Source organism: Flavobacterium sp. N3904, assembly GCF_025947305.1.
Taxonomy (GTDB): Bacteria; Bacteroidota; Bacteroidia; order Flavobacteriales; family Flavobacteriaceae; genus Flavobacterium.
This window is the reverse complement of record NZ_CP110009.1, coordinates 81,481-103,702: the sequence shown is the minus strand read 5'-3', so window position 1 is coordinate 103,702 and position 22,222 is coordinate 81,481. Positions and strand designations below refer to the sequence as shown.

General features: G+C 34.6%; 20 protein-coding genes and 3 tRNA genes. 20 read left to right on the top strand and 3 right to left on the bottom strand.

Annotation, left to right across the window (positions count from 1 at the left end; all coding sequences use genetic code 11):
* The first annotated feature begins 94 nt into the window (after positions 1-94).
* The 4 genes from nadA to OLM57_RS00460 all read left to right on the top strand — a co-directional run bounded on the left by nadA (position 95) and on the right by OLM57_RS00460 (position 4,518).
* The gene (gene nadA / locus OLM57_RS00475) at positions 95-1,021 is read left to right on the top strand and encodes a quinolinate synthase NadA (RefSeq protein WP_264565281.1); all 927 of its coding nucleotides are present in this window, start codon (positions 95-97) and stop codon (positions 1,019-1,021) included.
* Between the two features lie 2 nt (positions 1,022-1,023).
* The gene (nadB, locus tag OLM57_RS00470; protein WP_264565280.1) at positions 1,024-2,562 is read left to right on the top strand and encodes an L-aspartate oxidase; all 1,539 of its coding nucleotides are present in this window, start codon (positions 1,024-1,026) and stop codon (positions 2,560-2,562) included.
* 181 nt (positions 2,563-2,743) lie between these two features.
* On the top strand, positions 2,744-3,925 hold the full coding sequence (locus OLM57_RS00465) for an AAA family ATPase (RefSeq protein WP_264565279.1): 1,182 nt from the start codon (positions 2,744-2,746) through the stop codon (positions 3,923-3,925).
* A gap of 2 nt (positions 3,926-3,927) precedes the next feature.
* Positions 3,928-4,518 (top strand): RloB family protein, encoded by a 591-nt coding sequence (locus tag OLM57_RS00460; RefSeq protein WP_264565278.1) that lies wholly within the window; start codon positions 3,928-3,930, stop codon positions 4,516-4,518.
* Between the two features lie 54 nt (positions 4,519-4,572).
* Here OLM57_RS00460 and lysS read toward each other — a convergent pair whose 3' ends face one another.
* Complete coding sequence (gene lysS, locus OLM57_RS00455; RefSeq protein ID WP_264565277.1) at positions 4,573-6,276, bottom strand: lysine--tRNA ligase; 1,704 nt, start codon at positions 6,274-6,276, stop codon at positions 4,573-4,575.
* 311 nt (positions 6,277-6,587) lie between these two features.
* Here lysS and OLM57_RS00450 point away from each other — a divergent pair, with 311 nt between their 5' ends.
* Positions 6,588-7,328, top strand: coding sequence for a hypothetical protein (locus OLM57_RS00450; protein ID WP_264565276.1), 741 nt, complete (start codon positions 6,588-6,590; stop codon positions 7,326-7,328).
* Positions 7,329-7,406: 78 nt separating this feature from the next.
* Positions 7,407-8,108: a lipoyl(octanoyl) transferase LipB gene (gene lipB / locus OLM57_RS00445; RefSeq protein WP_264565275.1), complete on the top strand. Its 702-nt coding sequence runs from the start codon at positions 7,407-7,409 to the stop codon at positions 8,106-8,108.
* A 54-nt stretch (positions 8,109-8,162) separates the two neighbouring features.
* On the opposite strand, the gene OLM57_RS00440 is transcribed toward lipB, so the two are convergent.
* Positions 8,163-8,822, bottom strand: coding sequence for a ribonuclease HII (locus OLM57_RS00440; RefSeq protein WP_264565274.1), 660 nt, complete (start codon positions 8,820-8,822; stop codon positions 8,163-8,165).
* A 377-nt stretch (positions 8,823-9,199) separates the two neighbouring features.
* Between OLM57_RS00440 and OLM57_RS00435 the strand changes: the two genes are divergently transcribed.
* The 5 genes from OLM57_RS00435 (at position 9,200) to OLM57_RS00415 (ending at position 14,923) form a co-directional block, all read left to right on the top strand.
* On the top strand, positions 9,200-11,155 hold the full coding sequence (locus tag OLM57_RS00435) for a putative porin (RefSeq protein ID WP_264565273.1): 1,956 nt from the start codon (positions 9,200-9,202) through the stop codon (positions 11,153-11,155).
* Between the two features lie 123 nt (positions 11,156-11,278).
* Entirely contained in the window at positions 11,279-12,640 is a 1,362-nt protein-coding gene (locus OLM57_RS00430) for a pyridoxal-phosphate dependent enzyme (protein ID WP_264565272.1), read from the top strand.
* Between the two features lie 73 nt (positions 12,641-12,713).
* On the top strand, positions 12,714-13,196 hold the full coding sequence (locus OLM57_RS00425; RefSeq protein WP_264565271.1) for a 3'-5' exonuclease: 483 nt from the start codon (positions 12,714-12,716) through the stop codon (positions 13,194-13,196).
* Between the two features lie 143 nt (positions 13,197-13,339).
* Positions 13,340-14,611, top strand: coding sequence for a DUF2851 family protein (locus OLM57_RS00420; protein ID WP_264565270.1), 1,272 nt, complete (start codon positions 13,340-13,342; stop codon positions 14,609-14,611).
* Between the two features lie 84 nt (positions 14,612-14,695).
* Positions 14,696-14,923: a PspC domain-containing protein gene (locus tag OLM57_RS00415; protein WP_264565269.1), complete on the top strand. Its 228-nt coding sequence runs from the start codon at positions 14,696-14,698 to the stop codon at positions 14,921-14,923.
* Between the two features lie 72 nt (positions 14,924-14,995).
* Here OLM57_RS00415 and OLM57_RS00410 read toward each other — a convergent pair whose 3' ends face one another.
* The gene (locus OLM57_RS00410; RefSeq protein WP_264565268.1) at positions 14,996-16,474 is read right to left on the bottom strand and encodes an amino acid permease; all 1,479 of its coding nucleotides are present in this window, start codon (positions 16,472-16,474) and stop codon (positions 14,996-14,998) included.
* A gap of 252 nt (positions 16,475-16,726) precedes the next feature.
* On the opposite strand from OLM57_RS00410, the gene OLM57_RS00405 reads away from it, so the two are divergent.
* From OLM57_RS00405 to tuf, 9 genes are all read left to right on the top strand, one after another.
* Positions 16,727-17,611 (top strand): ComEA family DNA-binding protein, encoded by an 885-nt coding sequence (locus tag OLM57_RS00405; protein WP_264565267.1) that lies wholly within the window; start codon positions 16,727-16,729, stop codon positions 17,609-17,611.
* Positions 17,612-17,628: 17 nt separating this feature from the next.
* A complete protein-coding gene (locus tag OLM57_RS00400; RefSeq protein ID WP_264565266.1) occupies positions 17,629-18,771 on the top strand; it encodes an acyl-CoA dehydrogenase family protein in 1,143 nt (380 codons plus the stop codon).
* Positions 18,772-18,915: 144 nt separating this feature from the next.
* A complete protein-coding gene (gene rpsU, locus OLM57_RS00395; RefSeq protein WP_264565265.1) occupies positions 18,916-19,113 on the top strand; it encodes a 30S ribosomal protein S21 in 198 nt (65 codons plus the stop codon).
* A 71-nt stretch (positions 19,114-19,184) separates the two neighbouring features.
* Positions 19,185-20,081: a tyrosine-type recombinase/integrase gene (locus OLM57_RS00390; RefSeq protein ID WP_264565264.1), complete on the top strand. Its 897-nt coding sequence runs from the start codon at positions 19,185-19,187 to the stop codon at positions 20,079-20,081.
* 34 nt (positions 20,082-20,115) lie between these two features.
* Positions 20,116-20,418, top strand: a complete 303-nt coding sequence (hpf, locus tag OLM57_RS00385) for a ribosome hibernation-promoting factor, HPF/YfiA family (RefSeq protein WP_264565263.1) — start codon at positions 20,116-20,118, stop codon at positions 20,416-20,418.
* A 90-nt stretch (positions 20,419-20,508) separates the two neighbouring features.
* Positions 20,509-20,582, top strand: a tRNA-Thr gene (locus OLM57_RS00380).
* Positions 20,583-20,699: 117 nt separating this feature from the next.
* Positions 20,700-20,780, top strand: a tRNA-Tyr gene (locus OLM57_RS00375).
* Positions 20,781-20,863: 83 nt separating this feature from the next.
* Positions 20,864-20,935 (top strand) — tRNA-Thr (locus tag OLM57_RS00370).
* Positions 20,936-20,989: 54 nt separating this feature from the next.
* Positions 20,990-22,177: an elongation factor Tu gene (gene tuf / locus OLM57_RS00365; protein WP_264565262.1), complete on the top strand. Its 1,188-nt coding sequence runs from the start codon at positions 20,990-20,992 to the stop codon at positions 22,175-22,177.
* Positions 22,178-22,222 lie beyond the last annotated feature (45 nt).

Sequence of the window (22,222 nt, the reverse complement as noted above, 5' to 3'; positions counted from 1 at the left end):
AAAACTATAAGTTCGATGTAGCTTCAAAGTTTTACCTTATATTTGCATAGAATTAATCTTCAATTAGGAAAATACAATTAAAGTTTTTAAAAAAATGAAAAGTCTTAAAGAACGAATATTGGAGTTGAAAAAGGAGAAAAATGCGGTAATCTTAGCGCATTATTATCAGGAAGCCGATATTCAAGATGTGGCAGATTATGTAGGAGATAGTTTGGGATTGTCACAGGAAGCAATGAAAGTAGATGCCGATATTATCCTTTTTGCAGGAGTGCATTTTATGGCCGAAACTGCCAAAATATTAAACCCTACCAAAAAAGTAATTTTACCCGATTTGAAAGCTGGCTGTTCGTTGGCAGAATCATGTCCGGCTCCTTTATTCAAAGAATTTACAGAAGCGCACCCTGACCATATCGTAATCACTTATGTAAACTGTTCTGCCGAAGTTAAAGCATTGACAGATATTGTGGTTACTTCTTCCAATGCTGTTAAAATTGTGGAATCGATTCCAAAAGATAAACCAATTATTTTTGCACCCGATAAAAATTTAGGCAAATATGTAATGGAACAAACTGGCAGAGAAATGCTACTTTGGGACGGATCTTGTGTAGTTCACGAAGCCTTTTCTTTGGATAAATTAATTGCGTTATACAAAAAAAATCCGGATGCCCAGATTATTGCACACCCGGAATCTGAAACCCATATCCTGAAAACAGCAAACTACATAGGTTCTACTGCTGGAATGATAAATTATGTAAAAACCAATCCAAGCAAAAAATTTATTGTAGCTACCGAAGCGGGTATTTTGCATAAAATGAAACAAGAAGTTCCAGATAAAATTCTTATTCCAGCACCATCAAACGAAGACAATACTTGTGCTTGTAGCGAATGTGGTTATATGAAAATGAATACCCTTCAAAAAGTATATGACTGCCTTTTGAATGAAACTCCGGAAATTAATGTCCCGGATGACATTAGAGAGAAAGCATTAATCCCAATCGAACGCATGCTCGAATTATCTTAATAATGATTACAACCAATTATTTAATTATAGGTTCCGGTGTTGCAGGACTGACATTTGCTATAAAAATGGCAGATCGTTTTCCGGATAGAAGCATCACGATTATTACCAAAGCAAACGCTGACGAATCTAATACCAAATACGCACAAGGTGGAATCGCTATTGTTACCGATAAAACCGAAGACTCCTATCAAAAACACATACAGGATACTCTTATTTGTGGAGATGGATTGTGTGATGAAACGGTAGTAAAAATGGTTGTAACCGAAGGGCCAAAACGCCTGAAAGAATTAATTGAATGGGGCGCTACTTTTGATAAAAATGCCAAAGGTACTTTTGATTTAGGAAAAGAAGGCGGCCATTCTGAGAATAGGGTGGTGCATCATAAAGATCAAACCGGGCACGAAATTCAGCGTGCTATTCTGGAGCAAGTACTACAAAAAGAAAACATAGCGGTTTTAGACCATCATTTTGCCCTTGAATTAATAACCCATAACAACAACTGTTTGGGCGCTTATGCTCTTGACGAAAAGACGAACGAAATCATAACCTATCGTTCTGATTTTACTTTATTGGCAACTGGAGGAATCGGACATTTGTATGGACATACCACCAATCCTATAATTGCAACTGGTGATGGAATCGCAATGGCGTATCGTGCCAATGCAATGATAAAGGATATGGAATTTATTCAATTTCATCCAACTGCTTTGTTTGATAATACTGCAGGTTCAAAATTCTTAATATCCGAAGCGGTTCGGGGTTTTGGCGCTCGATTGAGAACCAAGAAAGGAGATTTGTTCATGCATCATTATGACTCTAGAGGAGATTTGGCTTCTAGGGATATTGTTTCCCAAAGCATCGATTTAGAACTCAAAAAGTCGGGCGATGAATGTGTTTTTCTGGATTGCACTCATCTTGAAATAGAAGGATTCAAAAAACATTTCCCTATGATTTACAATTTTTGTAAAAAAATGGGAATCGATATTGAAAAAGAGTGGATTCCTGTTGTTCCGGCTCAACATTATTTATGTGGCGGTATTGTAGTTGACATTAACGGGAAAACATCAATAGAAAATCTTTTTGCTTGTGGTGAATGTTCCAGAACAGGATTGCATGGGGCCAATAGACTAGCTTCAAACTCCTTATTGGAAGCTTTGGTGTACTCGGATAAAATCTATCATTATTTGGCCGAAAATCCTTTTATTGAACCAAAAACAGCTATCACCATCCCCAAATGGTCTATCCAATCGAAAACAAAAATTGCTCCCGAATATGTTGCTCAGACAAAAGCAAAACTGCAACTGCTGATGCGTCAAAATGCGGGAATCGTCCGATTTGAATCCGATTTATTGATAGCCAAAGAAGCACTCAAAAGCATGCAAAATGAGATTGACGAAAAAATACAGAATCATCTTGTTTGTACTGATTTATACGAACTGAACAATATGATTGATATTGGAAATCTTATCGTTCAGCAATCTATTGACCGAAATGGTAATTGTGGCGGATTTGTGAAGTTTGATTCAAAGGATATTAAATAGAGGATTTGTTTGAATCGGAAAAATACACAAAAAAGGAGTTTCAAATTTGAAGCTCCTTTTTTTATGTTTGATTTGTGATTTAAAAACCAATTAAAGTATATATTTGTAATATATTTACAAATTAAACCCTTAAGTGATGTTGTTAAACTTCAGAATAGCTAATTTTCGTTCTATAAATGAAATGTTAGAATTATCTATGATACCTAGTGATTTGAAAAATTCAGTCAATAGAATCATAAAGACCAATCCCAATGCGACTAAAAATAAAGATTATTTCGGACTGACTTCTGCTGCTATATATGGACCAAATGCTAGTGGGAAGAGTAATATTATCAGGGCTCTACATGAGTTTCAAGAATTTATCAGAAATTCCACTGACAATAAGCCCAATGATCCAATAAAATTATTTAATCCATTTAGGTTATCTAAAAAAAACGTATTGAAACCATCATTTTTTTCAATTGATATTTTAATTGAAAATATACTACATACATATTCTATAGAGGTTTATCAAAAAGAAGTTATTAGTGAATCTCTATATTTCTACCCTAAAGGATTGAAAACGAAAATTTTTGAAAGAAATAAACAAGATTTCCAAAAGGGCAATGGATATGAAGGTATTTTTGAAACAATAAAACAGAGAACAACTGAAAATCAATTGTTTTTGAGTAAAGCTGCCTTAGAAAATGTAGAAATTGCTAAAAATGTTTATGAGACCATTTCAGCTTTACTAGTATTCACTACTGATCTTTTTCATTCTGAAAGATTTAATAAAGCTGCAAATAAACATCTTTTCAGTGGTTTTGATGGCGGAAGTTTAATTCTAAGATTATCAAAATCTTTAATACAAAAATTAGACACACAAGTTGTTGATTTTGAAGAAAAAGAAGGGGTAATTAAAACCATTCATCTGAATGATCAATACGAAAAGATTGAATTTGAATTCTCTGATGAATCTTCTGGTACACAAAGAGCAATCTCATTCTCTCCTTTAATTTTTATGGTTTTAAAACATGGAGGCACTATTGTCGTAGATGAATTTGAAAGAAGTTTACATCCTGAAATTGCGCAATATATTTTGAGTTTATTTAATGATCCAGGAGTAAACAATAAAGGGGCTCAGTTTATATTTGCAACTCATGATACTACTTTATTAAGTCCTGAAAACAATATGAGAAGAGATCAAATTAATTTGGTTGAAAAAAATTCAAAAGGAGAGACAGAAATGTTTGCTATCTCAGATATCAAAGGAGTTCGAGAAGGAAATTATGAAAAATGGTATTTAGAAGGTAGATTGGGAGCTGTGCCAAATATAGCAAGGGAAACTTTTAGGCAGGAATTGATTGATTATATAAATTCATAAATATGGCTAAAAGACCTACTAATAATTTTAAATCAAGAACGTTTAAATCTAAAGTCTTGATTCTGTGTGAAGGATTGACCGAGAAGAATTATTTTAATGCAATGAAAGAGGATTTTCGTTTGCCTAAAACTATTGCAGTGAATGTGATTGATTGTAAAGGTGACGTGACTGATGTTTTAAAAAATGCAAAGAAAGATGGTTTTGAAAAAATATTTGTAGTTTTTGACCATGATAATTTTCCAAAAAGAGGAGATGTTTTTAAACTAGCTTCTCAAAAGAATGCAAATGTTATTTTTTCGAGTATTTGTTTTGAGTCCTGGTATTTGTTCCATTTTAAAAATTCGACTAAGGTATTTACTTCAGAAGAAGTTTTGGAAAAAGAATTAAAGAAATGCTCAGGAATGGAAAATTATCAGAAGAATGACTTTAAACATTATGCAATATTAAAAGATAAGTTGACCCTTGCTAAATTAAATGCAGAAAATGTTAGATTGTCTGTTGTAGGAAATAATTATGGTGTTGAAGTTTTTAATTTAAATCCATATACAAATGTTGATGAGTTGGTACTATTTTTAGAAAGTCAAAGAACATAAAAAAAGGAGCTTCAAATTTGAAGCTCCTTTTTCAGTATAGTTTTAGAATAAACCTTATTCTATTAATTCCACAATCTTATATTCTCCTTCAATAGCTACTTTAGTCAAACCATTTTTAGACAAACCTTTCATAGCAGCATCCCATTTTTTACCACTTAAATTCGCAGTAATTTTTAATTGCTGAAGATCCATTTTATTTTCATTTCCTTTCAATAAATCTACGATAAATTTCTCTTCATCAGTCAATTCAATTTGAGCTTTTTTGGTTTCAGGACGCATCTGCGGGAAAAACAACACTTCTTGAATCGAAGCATTATTTGTTAAGAACATCATCAAACGATCCATTCCAATTCCTAAACCGGAAGTTGGAGGCATACCGTATTCCAATGCTCTCAAGAAATCCTCATCAATAGTTCCATTCGCTTCATCATCTCCTTTTTCAGCCAAACGCATTTGGTCTTCAAAACGGGCTCTTTGGTCAATTGGGTCATTCAATTCAGAGTAGGCGTTTGCTACTTCTTTACCACAAACCATCAATTCAAAACGTTCTGTCAAATCCGGATTGTCACGGTGTTCTTTACAAAGTGGTGACATTTCCTTTGGATAATCAGTAATGAATGTTGGCTGAATATAATTCCCTTCACATTTCGCTCCAAAAATCTCATCAATCAATTTTCCTTTACCCATCGTGTTGTCCACGTCTATTCCCATACCTCTTGCAGCCTCAAAAAGTTCCGCTTCACTTTTGCCAGAAATATCAAAACCAGTAAAATGTTTGATAGAATCCGTCATTGTAACGCGGGCATAAGGCGCTTTGAAGTTGATTTTGTGTTCACCAAAAACAGCTTCGCTAGTTCCATTTACACCAATAGCGCAATGTTCCAACAAGTTTTCGGTAAAATCCATCATCCAGTTGTAGTCTTTGTAGGCTACATATATTTCCATAGCGGTAAATTCCGGGTTGTGCGTTCTGTCCATACCTTCGTTACGGAAATTTTTCGAAAACTCATACACACCATCAAAACCACCAACAATCAATCTTTTCAAATACAATTCATTTGCAATACGCATATAAAGCGGAATGTCAAGCGAGTTGTGGTGCGTGATAAAAGGTCTTGCTGCCGCACCACCAGGAATTGATTGCAAAACGGGAGTTTCAACTTCAAGGTATCCCGCTTCGTTAAAGAAACCACGCATTGCATTAAACAATTTCGTTCTCTTGATAAACGTTTCTTTCACATTCTGGTTCACAGTCAAATCCACATAACGCATTCTGTAACGCAATTCAGCATCGTTAAAAGCGTCGTGCACTTTTCCGTCTTCATCTACTTTTGGCAAAGGCAACGGACGAAGTGTTTTACTTAAAAATGTAAAACCATCTACACGAATACATTGCGCACCCACTTTGGTCGTAAACAATTCGCCTTCAATACCAATAAAATCCCCCAAGTCGGTCAATTTTTTAAATACTTGATTGTATAATGTTTTATCCTCTCCCAAACACAAAACATCGCGATTCACATACAATTGTATGCGCCCTTCGCTATCTTGCAATTCAGCAAAACAAGCTTTTCCTTGATCTCTAACACTCATCAAACGCCCGGCAACAATCACTTTTTTACCTTCTACAAAAGACTCCTTTATTTGTTTTGAAGTATGATTTACAGGAAAAAGATTAGCAGGATAAGGATTGATTCCCAAATTACGTAAAGATTGAAGTTTTTCTCTTCGGATGATTTCTTGTTCTGATAAGGCCATTATATACTGTTTTTTAAGTGTGCAAAGATAACAAATAGATTGCAGATTTTAGAAAGCAGATTTCAGATTTTTTGGAGCAGAAAATTCGCGTGTTTTCAAGATCATTTCTCCCGCTATCCGTTGCAATCTCTCCCGTTGAAAAACGAGAGAGGATTTTCCCTTCTATCGGGGCTATTCTACAAGTTTAGTTTTTCATAAGATCTTTGACAAAGCTGCATTGTGATGTAAAATTGTTAATTATTTAAAAACAACAATAACAGCTGTAAGAAAACTAAGTAACTTAGCTTTTCAAAACTTAGAAAACTTTAAAAATGAAAAAATATTTCTTCCTGCTCTTAATTCTCCTAATGGTAAGTTGTCAAGTGACCGAAACTCTTCATCTCAATCCTGACGGTAGCGGAAATATTGAAGTAGTCCATTTACGAGATGAAAACAGCTACATGCAATTGGCAAAAGAAGAATATTCAAAAGAAGATATTTACAGCGACACCACTTATGTTTTTGGTGATTATATAAAGAAACATCAAGAAACGTTTTCTAGAACGGCTGCGGCCGATCAACAAGTTTTTTTGAGATATACGGATGTGAAAGTTCATAGAAAAGCAAGTTCCTACGAGAAGGAATTTCGAACTACTTATACTCAAAATTTTCAAAAAGCATGCGATATTGTTGACCTTTCAAAAACGGATCATTATTTAGATGACATTAAAAACAACTATGCCTTAAGTGCCGAAGAGCATTATTATAAAGTGAGTTATGATTACAATCGAAATCGTTTCAGCAGATCCGTAACGATTATCGATTCAGTAGAGCTAAAAAAACAATTTGATAAAATTGAGGAAATAAAGGCGAAATACAAAGGCTCCAAATTGGTGCAAAATTATGTGGTGAACTACCACTTTCCTCGAAAAATCCAATCGATTTCCAATCCACTTGCCAAAATTAGTGAGGATGGTAAATCACTTTCATTACAATTTCTCTTAACCGATTGTTTACAAAATCCTGAAATCACAAATCTAGAAGTGGTTTTGGAGCCCGAAACAGTTGATTAAAATGCCATAAACATTTGTACATTTGCAAAAATAAATCTTAGTCCCGATAGCTATCGGGATAGCATCTCAGAGAAAAAAATGAACAAAACCATCCAACTTCAAGATTTAGGAAATAAAGATTACAAAGCAACTTGGGAATACCAAGAAGAATTGTTTAAAGGAATTGTGGATTTGAAGATTCAAAATAGGAGAGAAGAAACTGCTATTGCGACACCTAATTATTTTCTGTTTGTAGAACATCCACATGTTTATACGTTGGGGAAAAGCGGTGATTTGAGTAATTTGCTTTTATCCGAAAAACAGCTTGAAGCCAAAGGTGCTACTTTCTACAAAATCAATCGAGGTGGCGATATTACGTACCACGGACCTGGACAAATTGTGGGTTATCCTATTATCGACTTGGAGAATTTCTTCTCGGATATTCATAAATACTTGCGTTTTCTGGAGGAAGCCATTATTCTGACTTTGCAGGAATACGGTTTGGAATGTGGACGAAGCGAAGGCGAAACCGGAGTTTGGCTTGGAGTAGGAACGCCTTTCGCTCGAAAAATATGTGCTATGGGAGTTCGTGCATCCCGCTGGGTAACTATGCATGGTTTTGCCTTAAACGTCAATGCCGACTTGGGTTATTTTGATAACATTATTCCGTGTGGAATTCGCGGTAAAGCGGTAACTTCTTTGAATGTTGAACTCGGAGTTGATCGGGTAGATGAACGAGAAGTCAAAGAAAAAATTTTAAAGCATTTCTCTGTATTGTTCGAATGCTCAATCATTCGATAATTAAATTGTTCGAAGTATAGAAACACCTGAGAATCTAATAATCCAGTAATCGAACTAAATATCCAATTTCAATTGTTCTGGCAATAACCTGAAACTCATTCTGTGGTATTTTGTCGTACCGTATTTCCGAATGGCTTCGCGGTGTTCTTTGGTGGGGTAGCCTTTGTTTTTTTTCCAATTGTACATCGGGAATTCTTCGTGAATTTTATCCATGTATTCATCCCGATAGGTTTTTGCCAGAACCGAAGCCGCAGCAATACTCAAATATTTTGAATCTCCTTTTATGATGCTTTGATTGGGAATCGATTTCAATAATTCTATCTCGGCTTCAGAGAATTGTTTTCCAAAATTGCTTTTCAAGCCTAGTTTTGCATACAATGCTCTATTGCCGTCAACAATGATAAATTCTGGAGTTTGTGTTAATTTCAAAATACTTTCCTGCATTCCTTTCATCGAAGCATTTAGAATATTTATTTCGTCAATTTCATTTGGATGCAAATGGGTTACGGCAAATGTAATGGCGTGTTCTTCTATAATCGGTCTGAGCTTTTCTCGAACTTTTTCAGATAACTGCTTACTGTCGTTTAGTATTTTGTTTTCAAAATCTACTGGTAGAATTACGGCGGCGGCGGTTACTGGACCAGCAAGACAGCCACGACCCGCTTCGTCGGTGCCTGATTCTAGAATATAATTTGAAAAATTAGTGAGTAACATGCTGTTTGATTTATAAAGACAAATATTGTGATTTTTTCTTGATTTTCTTTTTTGTGAGCAAATTCATTTCGGAAATAATGATGTGGAGATTGTATTCTACATCTTGCGATTGCGAGAGGTATAGTAGCAAGCTACCAAAGTAGCGCGTATAGCCCGACAGCATTAGGGAAAGGGGCGAATAAGCGGCATAGTGAGTTAGCCCCTTTTCCTACTGGTGGCTCGCCCAAATTATTTGAAAGAGTGAAGTTGTGGTTTGTAACTAAATTTTGTTTGGTTGTTTGTTCCATAAATTGAGGTGTTTTTTTATTTATACGTTTTTATCCTTTACCTTTGCTCGGTATATCAGTAAAATAATTGCCTAATTATAACCTTTTCAAATGAGAATTTTCTTTTCGTTATTTTTTTTAGCTTTCCCAATTCTCCTATTTTCTCAAGTAAATAGTGCTAAAGAAATCGATTATAATAGCAAATACAATTCTTCGGACTCCATAAAAAAGAAGAAAGAGCCTGTAGCTACTCGCGATATGTATCAGGTAATTACTTTGGATCGTGACACTACTTACATTGATACATCACTTACCATTCAGAAAGAATACAGCCATAATTATTTGAGAAAAGATAATTTTGGTCTTTTGGAATTTACCAATGTGGGGCAAACGTACAATACCTTGCAATATGGCATAAATGGTTTTAACCCGTATCCCGGATTCGGTTTTACGGCAAAACAATTTGATTATATGTTGGCCGATCAAGTGAGGTATTATAATGTGGCTACACCTGCTACCGAATTGTATTTTAAAACAACGATACAACAGGGACGTTCTGCTGATTCGTTTTTTACCCTAAATGTTTCTCCAAGATTGAATTTTTCTATTGCTTACAAAGCACTGGTTTCTCAGGGAAGGTATATTAATCAGGAAGCAAAATCGGGAAATTTTAAATTTACTACGAGTTATAACAGTAAGAGCGGACGTTATATTGCCAACATGCATTATACGTCTCAGAAAATTGAGAATCAAGAAAATGGGGGAATAACCACCGTTGAAGATTTTGAGAGTGGTGATCCTGCTTATTCAAATCGTGCAAGATTGCAGGTTTATTTTGAAGATGCCACTTCTTTGTTGCAAGGAAAACGTTTTTTCCTGGATCAAACCTTTAGGATAAACAAAACCAAAGGTGCAAATAACCTGTTTGTCACCGAGCAGTTTAATTATGAAAACATGTATTTTGATTACACACAGGCAACAATTGCTTCTACAGTAGGTACTAAATTGGTGTATCGTTATGGAGAATCATTCGTTACTAGCAATATTAATGACAGAACGAAGTACAATAAAATGTACAACAAATTCGGATTAGTATATGAGAATACTACTTTAGGGAAGTTTACGTTTTTTGGAGAAGATTTGCAGTCTAATTATTACTACAATCAGATTTTGTATTTGGATTCCGAAACAATACCCAATTTGCTAAATCAGGTTATAAATACTGTCGGTGGACAATACAATTATCAAAAAGACAAATGGAGTGGTACTTTTTTGTATACTAAATCTATTACTGATCAAAATTTATACAACTTGGATGCATCTGCAAAATACGATATTAACGACGACAATCAAATCTCGTTTCAATATCAGAACATGAATAAGCTTCCAAACAATAATTATAATTTATTTCAAAGCAGTTATTTGAAATACAATTGGTCGAATAATTTTCAGACTGAAAAAATTAATGCAATCAGTGTGAATGCCACAACCCAATGGGTCAACCTTTCGCTGCAGCTTAATTCGGTAAAAGATCATTTGTATTTTGCAGATGTTACCAATGCTTTGCAAAGAAAAGACAGTATGCAAATAGTAGCTCCGGCTCAATATGGTAAAGTAATTAATTATGCTTCGCTAAAGATAAGCAGAGAGTTTGTGTTGGGGAAATTTGCGTTGGACAATACTTTTTTGTTTCAAAAAGTAGATCAGCCTGACTTGATTTTGAATGTGCCTGATTTTGTGACCAGAAATGCCTTTTATTTTTCGGATACTTTATTCGAAAAAAGATTATTTCTTCAAACGGGTGTGGAGTTTAACTATTTCACAAATTATTATAGTGATAATTACAACACATTGGTTGGAGAGTTTTTTGTTCAGAATAAAACGAAAATTGGTAATTATGCCAATCTGGACTTTTTTGTAAATGCACGAATTCTTAGAACCCGTATTTATTTCAAGGCAGAGCATTTTAACTCGCTTTTTTCTAAAGACAATTATTTTTCGTCACCCAATTATCCCTATCGTGATTTCTTGATCCGATTCGGATTGGTTTGGAACTTCTTCAATTAATTTGACCTCAAAGAATTAAATTATAATAGCTGATATTTAAAAAATAAGCTAATTTTGTTTAATAAATTAAACTATATAGGAATGGTATAGTTTTGAAAAACAACTACCCAAAAAAAATATAAAATGGAATACTCAGAAAATATATTAGGCACAATTGGGAATACTCCATTGGTGAAACTCAATAAAGTTACTGCCGAAGTTGATGCCTTGGTTTTGGCCAAAGTAGAGACATTCAATCCAGGTAATTCGGTCAAAGATCGTATGGCTGTAAAAATGATTGAAGATGCCGAAGCCGATGGACGTTTGCAACCGGGAGGGACAATAATTGAAGGGACTTCTGGAAATACCGGAATGGGTTTGGCACTCGTAGCCATTATCAAAGGATACAAATTGATTTGTGTGATCTCGGATAAGCAATCCAAAGAAAAAATGGATATTCTTCGTGCCGTAGGTGCCAAAGTGGTCGTTTGCCCTACAGATGTGGAGCCGACAGATCCACGCTCGTATTATTCGGTTTCCAAAAGATTGGCTGAAGAAACTCCAAATTCCTGGTATGTAAACCAATACGATAATTTATCCAATTCATTGGCACATTACGAGCAAACAGGCCCTGAAATCTGGAAACAGACCGAAGGGAAAATCACCCATTTTGTAGTTGGAGTAGGTACAGGAGGAACAATTTCCGGTGTTGGAAAATTTTTGAAAGAGAAAAATCCAAACATTAAAATATGGGGAATTGACACCTATGGATCGGTTTTTAAGAAATACCACGAAACAGGTATTTTTGATGAAAATGAAATTTATTCATACATCACAGAAGGAATTGGAGAAGATATTTTGCCAAAAAATGTTGACTTTTCTCTAATCGACGGATTTACCAAAGTAACCGATAAAGATGCCGCAGTCTATACTCGAAAAATTGCACTCGAAGAAGGTATATTTGTTGGTAATTCGGCTGGAGCAGCAATAAAAGGACTGTTGCAGCTTAAGGAGCACTTTAAACCGGAAGATGTAGTTGTGGTGTTGTTTCACGATTCTGGAAGTCGTTATGTAGGCAAAATGTTTAATGACGACTGGATGCGCGAAAGAGGATTCCTGGAAGACGATGTTGCCAAAGCCGAAGATGTAATCAGGGACCATATCAATGAGCCTTTGATTGTGGTACGCACCGAAGAATTGGTTTCGCACGCCATTGATCGCATGCGTAAGTATAATATTTCGCAAATTCCCGTAGTCGATATTACTGGATTTGTGGGCTCTGTAGACGAAACCGATTTGTTCAGAAGTTACGTAGCCGACAAAAACGTAGCCGATAAACCCATTAAAGAAGTAATGGGAAAACCGTTTCCTATTGTAAAATTGAACGCCTCGATTGACGAAGTATCTAAATTATTTACCAAAGAAAATGATGCTGTTTTGGTAGAACTTGAAAATGGGAACCATCAAATTATCACTAAGTCTGATATTATCAGGTCGATGAAGTAATACTTTTTGGATTGCAGATTTTATATAAATGATAAAATCTGCAATTTATATTGCAATCTAAATTCTAATTTTCATGACCTTCACCGCTATAGATTTTGAAACCGCAACCGCTTATCATCCCTGTTCTGTTGGGATTGTTACCGTAGAAAACGGCATTATTGTAGATGAGTTTGTGACCTTAATCAAACCACCCAATAACGAATACAATCCCTTTACGATACAAGTGCATGGGATTTATCCCAGAGATACGGTAAATGCCAAAACATTCGTGCAGGTATTTCCTGAAATTCAAAAAAGACTTCAAAACAGGATAGTGGTTGCCCATAATGAAAGTTTCGATCGCAATGTTTTGGCTAAATCAATGGCGCTTTACGGCTTGAATTATGAGGATTTGAATATCGGTTCTCGTTGGGAATGTACCGTAAAAATATACAAAGCCAAAGGCTTGAAACCTACGAAACTGAGCGATTGCTGTCGCGAAATGAAAATTCAGCTCAATCATCACGAAGCTTTATCTGATGCCAGGGCCTGTGCCAAATTGTATATGTTGAGATAGTTTTGGCACCCTGTCATTGCGAGGAACGAAGCAATCTCGTTTAGAATTTTGTGATAATTTATATTTTGTAAGACAAGTTGTTGATTTATTTAGTACTTTAGTCTAAAAATCTAACAAAAATAAGAGTCTAACAAATTGGAATTATGAAAGAAGATTTTCTGCACTACCTCTGGAAATTTAAAAAATTTGACACTTTAAATATAAAAACTTCCAACATGGAGGAAATCACCATAACCAATGTTGGGCAGTATTTAGAAATGGCCGGACCTGATTTTTTTAATGCCCAAATCACCATTGGCAATCAAAAGTGGGCAGGAAACGTAGAAATGCATCTTAAATCCTCCGATTGGTATGTGCATCATCATGAGAAAGATGCTGGTTACGAGAATGTAATACTTCATGTAGTTTGGGAACATGATTCTGAAATTTACAGAAGCAACAATACCGAGATTCCAGTCTTGGAACTCAAAAATTATGTTGATGGAATTACAATTGCCAATTATAAAAAATTAATAAGTCCAAAGTCGTGGATTTTTTGCGAAAAACAATTAGCTGCAATTCCGCAATTTACATTAATCAATTGGCAGGAACGTTTGTTTTTTGAGCGTTTGGAAAGGAAATCAAAACCTATTTTTGAATTACTGGAGCAAACCAATAATGATTGGGAAGCAGTTTTATTCTGCCTGTTGGCAAAGAATTTTGGTTTGAATACCAATGGCGAAATATTTTTGAAAATTGCTCAGTCTATTCCTTTTTCCGTAATACGAAAAGAATCTTTTGAAGTCGAAAATCTGGAAGCTTTGTTGTTTGGTTCAGCGGGATTATTGGATTCCGAAAAAGAAGACAACTACTTCAAGGACTTAAAATTCAGATATTTTTATTTGCTTCATAAATATCAAATGGGGAAAAGTTGTATCGAACCCGTTCAGTTTTTTAAACACCGTCCTGATAATTTTCCAACTATCCGACTGTCGCAGTTGGCTAATTTGTATCATAAACAGCATAATTTGTTTTCGAAAGCAGTTACTTTAAATTTGCTAGAATCTATTTATGAAGTATTTCAGGTTTCGGCAGCGCCTTATTGGCTGACGCATTATCAATTTGACAAGGAAAGCTCAAAGAAAAAGAAAACGGTATCAAAATCATTTGTTGATTTGATTGTTTTAAATACGATTATTCCGCTACAATTTGCTTATGCAAAAAGTCAGGGAAAAGAAATATCTGAGGACTTAATAATGATTTTGAATGAGATACATCCAGAGAAGAATTCAATTATTGATAAGTTTAATTCATTTGGAATAAAAGCCAAAAATGCATTTGAAAGTCAATCTTTATTGCAACTCAAAAATGAATATTGCAATAAAAGCCGTTGCTTAGAATGTGCAATCGGAATGGAATTGTTGAAAAAATGTTGACCTCTTAATTTGATTATTTGTTAAACCTAAAATTTCGTAATTTTGCTCATAACTCATAACTCATAACTCATAACTCAAAAAAAAATGCGAGCAGTAATTAGATTAAAGTTTTTTTTAGAAAAATACGGTTTTCATGTGTCTTCGCGATTAGCCGATAAATTGGGAATGCGTGTGACGAGTGTGCGACTTTTTTTTATTTACATTTCGTTTGTTACAGCAGGATTAGGGTTTGGAGTGTACCTTACATTGGCTTTCTGGATTCGGCTTAAAGATTTGATACGGGCCAAAAGAACTTCAGTTTTTGATTTGTAGAAAAAGTAAAATAAAAAAAGGGATTTTAAAGTGGTTAAACTTTAAAATCCCTTTTTTTGGTTTAAATTAAATTTATTCTTTTGTGTTGTTCAAGACACTGTTTTTCTTTCCGTAAGCAAAATAGAAAACGACTCCTATTGCCATCCAAGCAAATAGTCTTAACCAGTTAGTCCAGCCTAAACCGTACATCATAGCGACACAAACTATAACCCCTAATATTGGAACGAATGGAACAAATGGTGTTTTGAATTCTCTTACCATATTTGGTTCTTTTTTTCTTAAAATAATAACCGAAATACATACAAGTGAAAAAGCAAATAAAGTTCCTATACTTGTCATATCGCCAACAATGTCACCAGGAACAAAAGCAGCAAAGGCCCCTACAATTATTAAAATGGCAAGATTGGCTTTGTATGGTGTTTTGTATTTAGGATGTAAATCACTAAAAGCTTTTGGTAATAAACCGTCTTTACCCATTGCATAGAAAACTCTAGATTGTCCTAACAACATTACTAAAATTACTGACGAGAAACCTGCTAAAATGGCAATAGTTACAAACTGTGCTAGCCAGTTGTAGCTTTCTCCCATAGCAGCTATGATTGCATTGGCAACTGACGCTTCTTTACCATCGGTTCTGAAAAATTCTACTGGTTCAAGACCTGTCAATACATGACCAAAAAGTATGTATAAAACGGTACAAACAGCCAATGATCCTAAAATACCAATTGGCATATTCTTTTTAGGATTTATTGTTTCTTGAGCAGCTGTACTTACTGCATCAAATCCAATAAAAGCAAAGAAAACAGTTCCGGCAGCTCCTAAAATCCCTAAAATCCCCCCGTAATGATGGTCAACTCCATGTTCATCTGTGAAAATTGAAGGTGCTGGAATATAAGGTACGTGATTTGCAGGATTTATAAAATTCCATCCAAATACAATAATTAATATAACAATAGTAACTTTTACAATTACAATTATTCCATTTATAAAGGCTGATTCTTGAATTCCTTTTATTAATATAAGACTAATTGCAACGACTATAAACAATGCTGGAAGATTGATTATTCCGTGTACACCTTCTGCAGAAGTTTGAAAGGGTGAATGTGAATATTCAAAGGGTATGGGGCTCATGTGGAGGACATTAATCAATAAGTTGTTTAAGTATTCACTCCATGCAATTCCTACTGTTGCAGCACCTACTGCGTATTCGAGTATTAAATCCCAACCAATAATCCAAGCAAGAAACTCACCCATTGTTGCATAAGTATAAGTATATGCACTACCGGAAATAGGAATAGAAGATGAGAGTTCAGCGTAACATAGCCCAGCTAAAGCGCAACCGATGGCGGCTACTATAAAAGCTAAAGTTACCGACGGACCAGCATTTTGTGCGGCCGCTGTTGCTGTTCTTACAAACAATCCAGCTCCAATAATAGCTCCAATTCCTAATGCAATTAAGGACCAAGCGGTTAACGTTCTTTTTAATCCTTTTTCAGAATCAGCAGCTTCTGCTAATAGTTGAGCTAATGGTTTTCTTTTCCAAATAGACATGGTTTTATGGTTTAGTGTTATTAAGCGCCAAATGTATAGTTTTTTATAAAAAATAAAAAACTATAATTTAAATTAACTAACAAAATATTAAAAGTTGTGATTTTTTGTTTTGCCAAAATTTGGTATTTCTTATTTTACAATATTGAAATTTGATTTCTATACTAATATTTTTCTTATAGAAATAAACGAGCTATACTATTTTTTTATATTTTTAGATTTCCATTCTAATAAACAATTAAAACAGTTTAAAGCATGACTTTTAATACAATTAAGCATTTATTCAAATTTTCTAAAAGCCAACAAACGGGAATTGCTATTTTATTTGGCATAATAATTATTTTGCAATTCGTTTGTTTTTTTGTTGATTTCAATTCATTATCAAAAGAAAATCCAGAAAAGCAAAAATGGCTTTCTTTACAATCTGAAATCGATGCTGCAAAATTAGAGAACCGTAATTATGTTGCCAAGTTATACCCGTTCAATCCCAATTTTATTTCAGATTACAAAGGATATAAACTCGGCATGTCTGTTCAGGAAATTGATCGGCTCTTTGCGTTCAGGAAGCAAAACAAATACGTCAATTCAGCAGAAGAATTTCAAAAAGTTACAAAAGTATCGGATTCGTTGCTGAATACCATTGCGCCGTTTTTTAAATTCCCGGATTGGGTGAGCCATAAAAAGGAAAACGGGACTTACAAAGATTTTCCTGATAGGGCTTTTGCCAAAAAAGAAAAAATCATTGCAATCGACATTAATGGCGCTACCAAAGAAGATTTAATTAAAATTTATGGAATAGGGGAAGCCATTTCAATTCGTATTCTTAATCAAAGAGAAAAATTAGGTGGATTTGTCTCGATCGAGCAACTCAATGATGTTTGGGGATTGACTCCTGAAGTAATTTCAAATTTAAATACTCATTTTACAATAGCAAAATTACCCAATTTGCATAAAATTGACATCAATAATGCGTCGTTAAAGGAGCTTTCTCAGTTTTTTTATTTTAAATATGAATTGGCAAAACAAATCGTAAAATACAGAAGCATGAACGGGAATATTAAGAATATTGAGGATTTGATAAAAATTAACGGCTTTCCTGTTGAAAAAGCAAATTTTATTGCCTTATATTTGGACTTTTAATACAAAATAGATTTACGATGAATTTTGATTACAACGAGACGCAGTCTTTGATAGCGCAATCTATAAGAGATTTTGCGGAAAAAAATATAAGACCTTATATAATGGAATGGGACGAGGCACAGATTTTCCCTATTTCATTATTCAAAAAATTAGGAGAAATGGGATTCATGGGCGTTTTGGTGCCCGAGGAATTAGGAGGTTCTGGATTAGGTTATCACGAATACATAACGATAGTTGAGGAAATTTCTAAAGTTGACCCTTCTATTGGATTGTCTGTTGCGGCACATAATTCGTTATGTACCAATCATATTTTGACTTTTGGAAACGAAGAGCAAAAGAAAAAATGGATTCCGAAATTGGCAACTGCCAAGCATATAGGTGCTTGGGGTTTGACAGAACATAACACGGGCTCTGATGCTGGTGGAATGAATACAACGGCTGTGCGCGATGGTGATTTTTGGATAATTAATGGAGCAAAAAATTTTATTACCCATGCCATTTCTGGTGATATTGCTGTAGTCATTGTTCGAACTGGCGAAAAAGGAGATTCAAAAGGGATGACTGCATTTGTGTTTGAGAAAGGCATGCCAGGATTTACATCAGGGAAAAAAGAAAATAAATTAGGAATGCGCGCCAGCGAAACGGCAGAATTGATTTTTGATAATTGTCGCATTCCTGATGCCAATAGATTGGGAGAAGTAGGGCAAGGATTTATTCAGGCCATGAAAATTTTGGATGGAGGACGAATTTCCATTGGAGCATTGTCTTTGGGAATTGCAAAAGGGGCCTACGAAGCTGCTTTGAAATATTCTAAAGAAAGACATCAGTTTGGTCAGCCTATTTCAGAGTTTCAAGGAGTCTCTTTCAAATTGGCCGATATGGCCACCGAGATTGAAGCTTCTGAATTGTTATTGCATAAAGCCGCTTTTCTTAAACAACAGCACAGGCCAGTAACAGTATCGGGTGCTATGGCAAAAATGTACTCTTCAGAAGTTTGTGTAAAAGTAGCCAATGATGCTGTGCAAATACATGGAGGTTATGGTTATACCAAAGATTATCCTGTAGAAAAATTCTATAGAGATTCAAAATTATGCACTATAGGCGAAGGAACTACCGAAATTCAAAAAGTGGTAATTTCGAGAAATATTTTGAAAGATTAATTAAAAATTGAGAATAGATAAAAGAGTCACGAAGCAAGAAATTGTGACTTGACTTTTTTATTTTAAAATAATTTATAATTCATAACTAATAATTCATAATTAATTTTTACTTTTGCGCACTTAACGAAAGGGGGTGATAAAATTATGTTAATTATACCAATTAAAGACGGAGAAAATATCGATAGAGCACTTAAGCGCTATAAAAGAAAGTTTGACAAAACTGGAACTGTAAGACAACTAAGAGCACGTACTGCTTTTATAAAGCCATCAGTTATCAATAGAATGAAAATTCAAAAAGCAGCTTACATCCAAAACATGAAAGATGGTTTAGAGAATATCTAGTCAAATTCGATTGAAAATAAAATACCGTTAGTCATTAAAGTTTCTTAACTTTGATGCTAACGGTTTTTTTTATGGCTACAAATAAAGATGCATTTAAAGATTATTTGCAATTAGAAAAAAAATATTCTTCTCATACCATAAATGCTTATTTAAATGATATCACTTATTTTGAATCATTTAATAAGGATAACTTCGGGCAAGATACAATCGAACAGGTAAATTACAACCAGATTAGAAGTTGGGTTGTTTCGCTTGTAGACGATGGGGTTTCAAATACTACCATAAATAGAAAAGTGGCTTCTCTTAAGGCTTTTTATAAATTTCTATTAAAAACAAAGCAAATTGAACTGAATCCATTATTAAAGCATAAAGCTTTGAAAACGCCCAAGATATTGCAAATTCCTTTTTCGGAAAAAGAATTGAATGCAGTTTTAGATATCACTTTCGAGACAAATGGATTTGAGGAAATAAGGAATAAACTCATTATAGATTTGTTTTATACAACCGGAATGCGACGAACAGAATTGATTCATTTAAAATTGATGAATATTAATTTTTCGAATCAAACTTTAAAAGTATTGGGAAAAAGAAACAAAGAGCGCATACTGCCAATTCTGCCAGTTATAATAGAGCAATTATTGCTGTATAAAAAAGAAAGATCATCTTTAGAAAATATAATGGACGACGAATATTTGTTCCTCACAAAAAAAGGATTAAAATTGAATGATTCTTTTGTGTATCGTTTAATAAATTCATACTTTAGTAGTGTCTCCGAGAAAGTAAAAAAAAGTCCTCATATATTAAGACATACATTTGCGACCCATCTATTAAACAACGGAGCCGACTTAAATTCAGTTAAAGAGTTATTAGGACATTCCAGTTTGGCTTCAACTCAGATTTATACTCATAGTAGTTTGTCAGAACTTAAAAAAGTGTATCAAGAGTCACATCCTCGGAATAAAAAATAATTCAAAAATGTTTAACCATTAAAATAGATTGATTATGAAGGTAAATGTTCATGCGGTTAACTTTACTGTTGACAAAAAGCTAGTAGATTTTGTTCAGGATAGAATGGATAAATTAGAAAAGTATTATGACAAAGTCGTGTCATCTGATGTTTTTTTGAAAGTTGAAAAGACAAGTGACAAAGAAAATAAAATAGTTGAGATGAAGATTAATGTTCCAGGGGATGATTTTTTGGTAAAAAAACAATGCAAAACCTTTGAAGAAGCAACGGAACAAGCTGCAGAATCAATAGAAAGGTTACTGGTAAAACGTAAAGAAAAGTTAAGAACACATATTTAATTAAAATTTTTTCAATAAAATGTTTTGATTAAAAGATAAAATCTCTACATTTGCAGTCCGTTAGAAATAGCGGACTTTTTTTTTGAAATTGCCAGCGTAGCTCAGTTGGCTAGAGCAGCTGATTTGTAATCAGCAGGTCGTGGGTTCGAGTCCCTCCGCCGGCTCAAAAGACTGGAGATTTTATATTTTCTGGATTGTAAATAAAAAAGTATTGATTTGTGGTTTAGGGTACTGTTTTTAGGTTTTAATCTAAGATTGTAAGTCTTAATCATAAATTGTCTGGGGAGATACTCAAGCGGCCAACGAGGGCAGACTGTAAATCTGCTGTGTGAACTTCGCAGGTTCGAATCCTGCTCTCCCCACTAGCCAGATGGCAGATTTTAGTTGGCAGATTTTTAAGCTAGGTTCTAGTATCTGAATTGTCCAATCTGTAATCTAAAAAACTGCCGACTTAGCTCAGAGGTAGAGTGCTTCCTTGGTAAGGAAGAGGTCACGGGTTCAATTCCCGTAGTTGGCTCAAGTAAGTAGGAAATTGAAATAAATATATAAACTAGATTAAAAATTAAGTAAAATGGCAAAAGAAACCTTTAACCGTTCGAAACCACACTTAAATATTGGTACGATCGGACACGTAGATCACGGTAAAACTACTTTAACAGCAGCAATCACAAAAGTGTTATCTGATGCTGGTTACTGTCAAGCAAAATCATTTGATCAAATTGATAATGCTCCAGAAGAAAAAGAAAGAGGTATTACAATTAATACTTCACACGTTGAGTATGAAACTGCAAACCGTCACTACGCACACGTTGACTGTCCTGGTCACGCGGATTACGTAAAAAACATGGTTACTGGTGCTGCTCAAATGGACGGTGCTATCCTTGTTGTAGCTGCAACTGATGGACCAATGCCACAAACACGTGAGCACATCCTTTTAGGTCGCCAAGTAGGTATTCCTAGAATGGTAGTATTCATGAACAAAGTGGATATGGTTGATGATGAGGAATTATTGGAACTTGTTGAAATGGAAATTAGAGACTTATTGTCTTTCTATGAATATGATGGAGATAATTGTCCAGTTGTTCAAGGGTCTGCTCTTGGAGGATTGAATAATGATCCAGCTTGGGTACCAAAAATCATTGAATTAATGGAAGCTGTAGATTCTTGGATCGAAGAGCCAGTACGTGATACTGAAAAACCATTCTTGATGCCAGTTGAAGATGTATTTACAATTACAGGTCGTGGAACTGTTGCTACAGGTCGTATCGAAACTGGTATTGCTAATACAGGAGATGCTGTTGAAATCATTGGTATGGGAGCTGAAAAATTAACTTCTACTATTACTGGAGTTGAGATGTTCCGTAAAATCCTTGATAGAGGTGAAGCAGGAGATAACGTAGGTTTATTGTTAAGAGGTATTGATAAAGAATCTATCAAAAGAGGAATGGTTATCATTAAGCCAGGATCAGTAAAACCACACGCTACTTTCAAAGCTGAGGTTTATATCTTGAAAAAAGAAGAAGGTGGACGTCATACTCCATTCCATAATAACTACCGTCCACAGTTCTACGTACGTACAACTGACGTAACAGGAGTTATTACTTTACCAGAAGGAGTAGAGATGGTAATGCCAGGAGACAACTTAACTATCAATGTTACTTTGTTAAGCCCAATCGCAATGAGCGTAGGTTTACGTTTTGCTATCCGTGAAGGTGGTAGAACTGTAGGTGCAGGTCAGGTAACTGAAATTGTAGCTTAATACTATTATAAAATCTAAGCCAGTGTCGTTTTTTGCGACACTGGT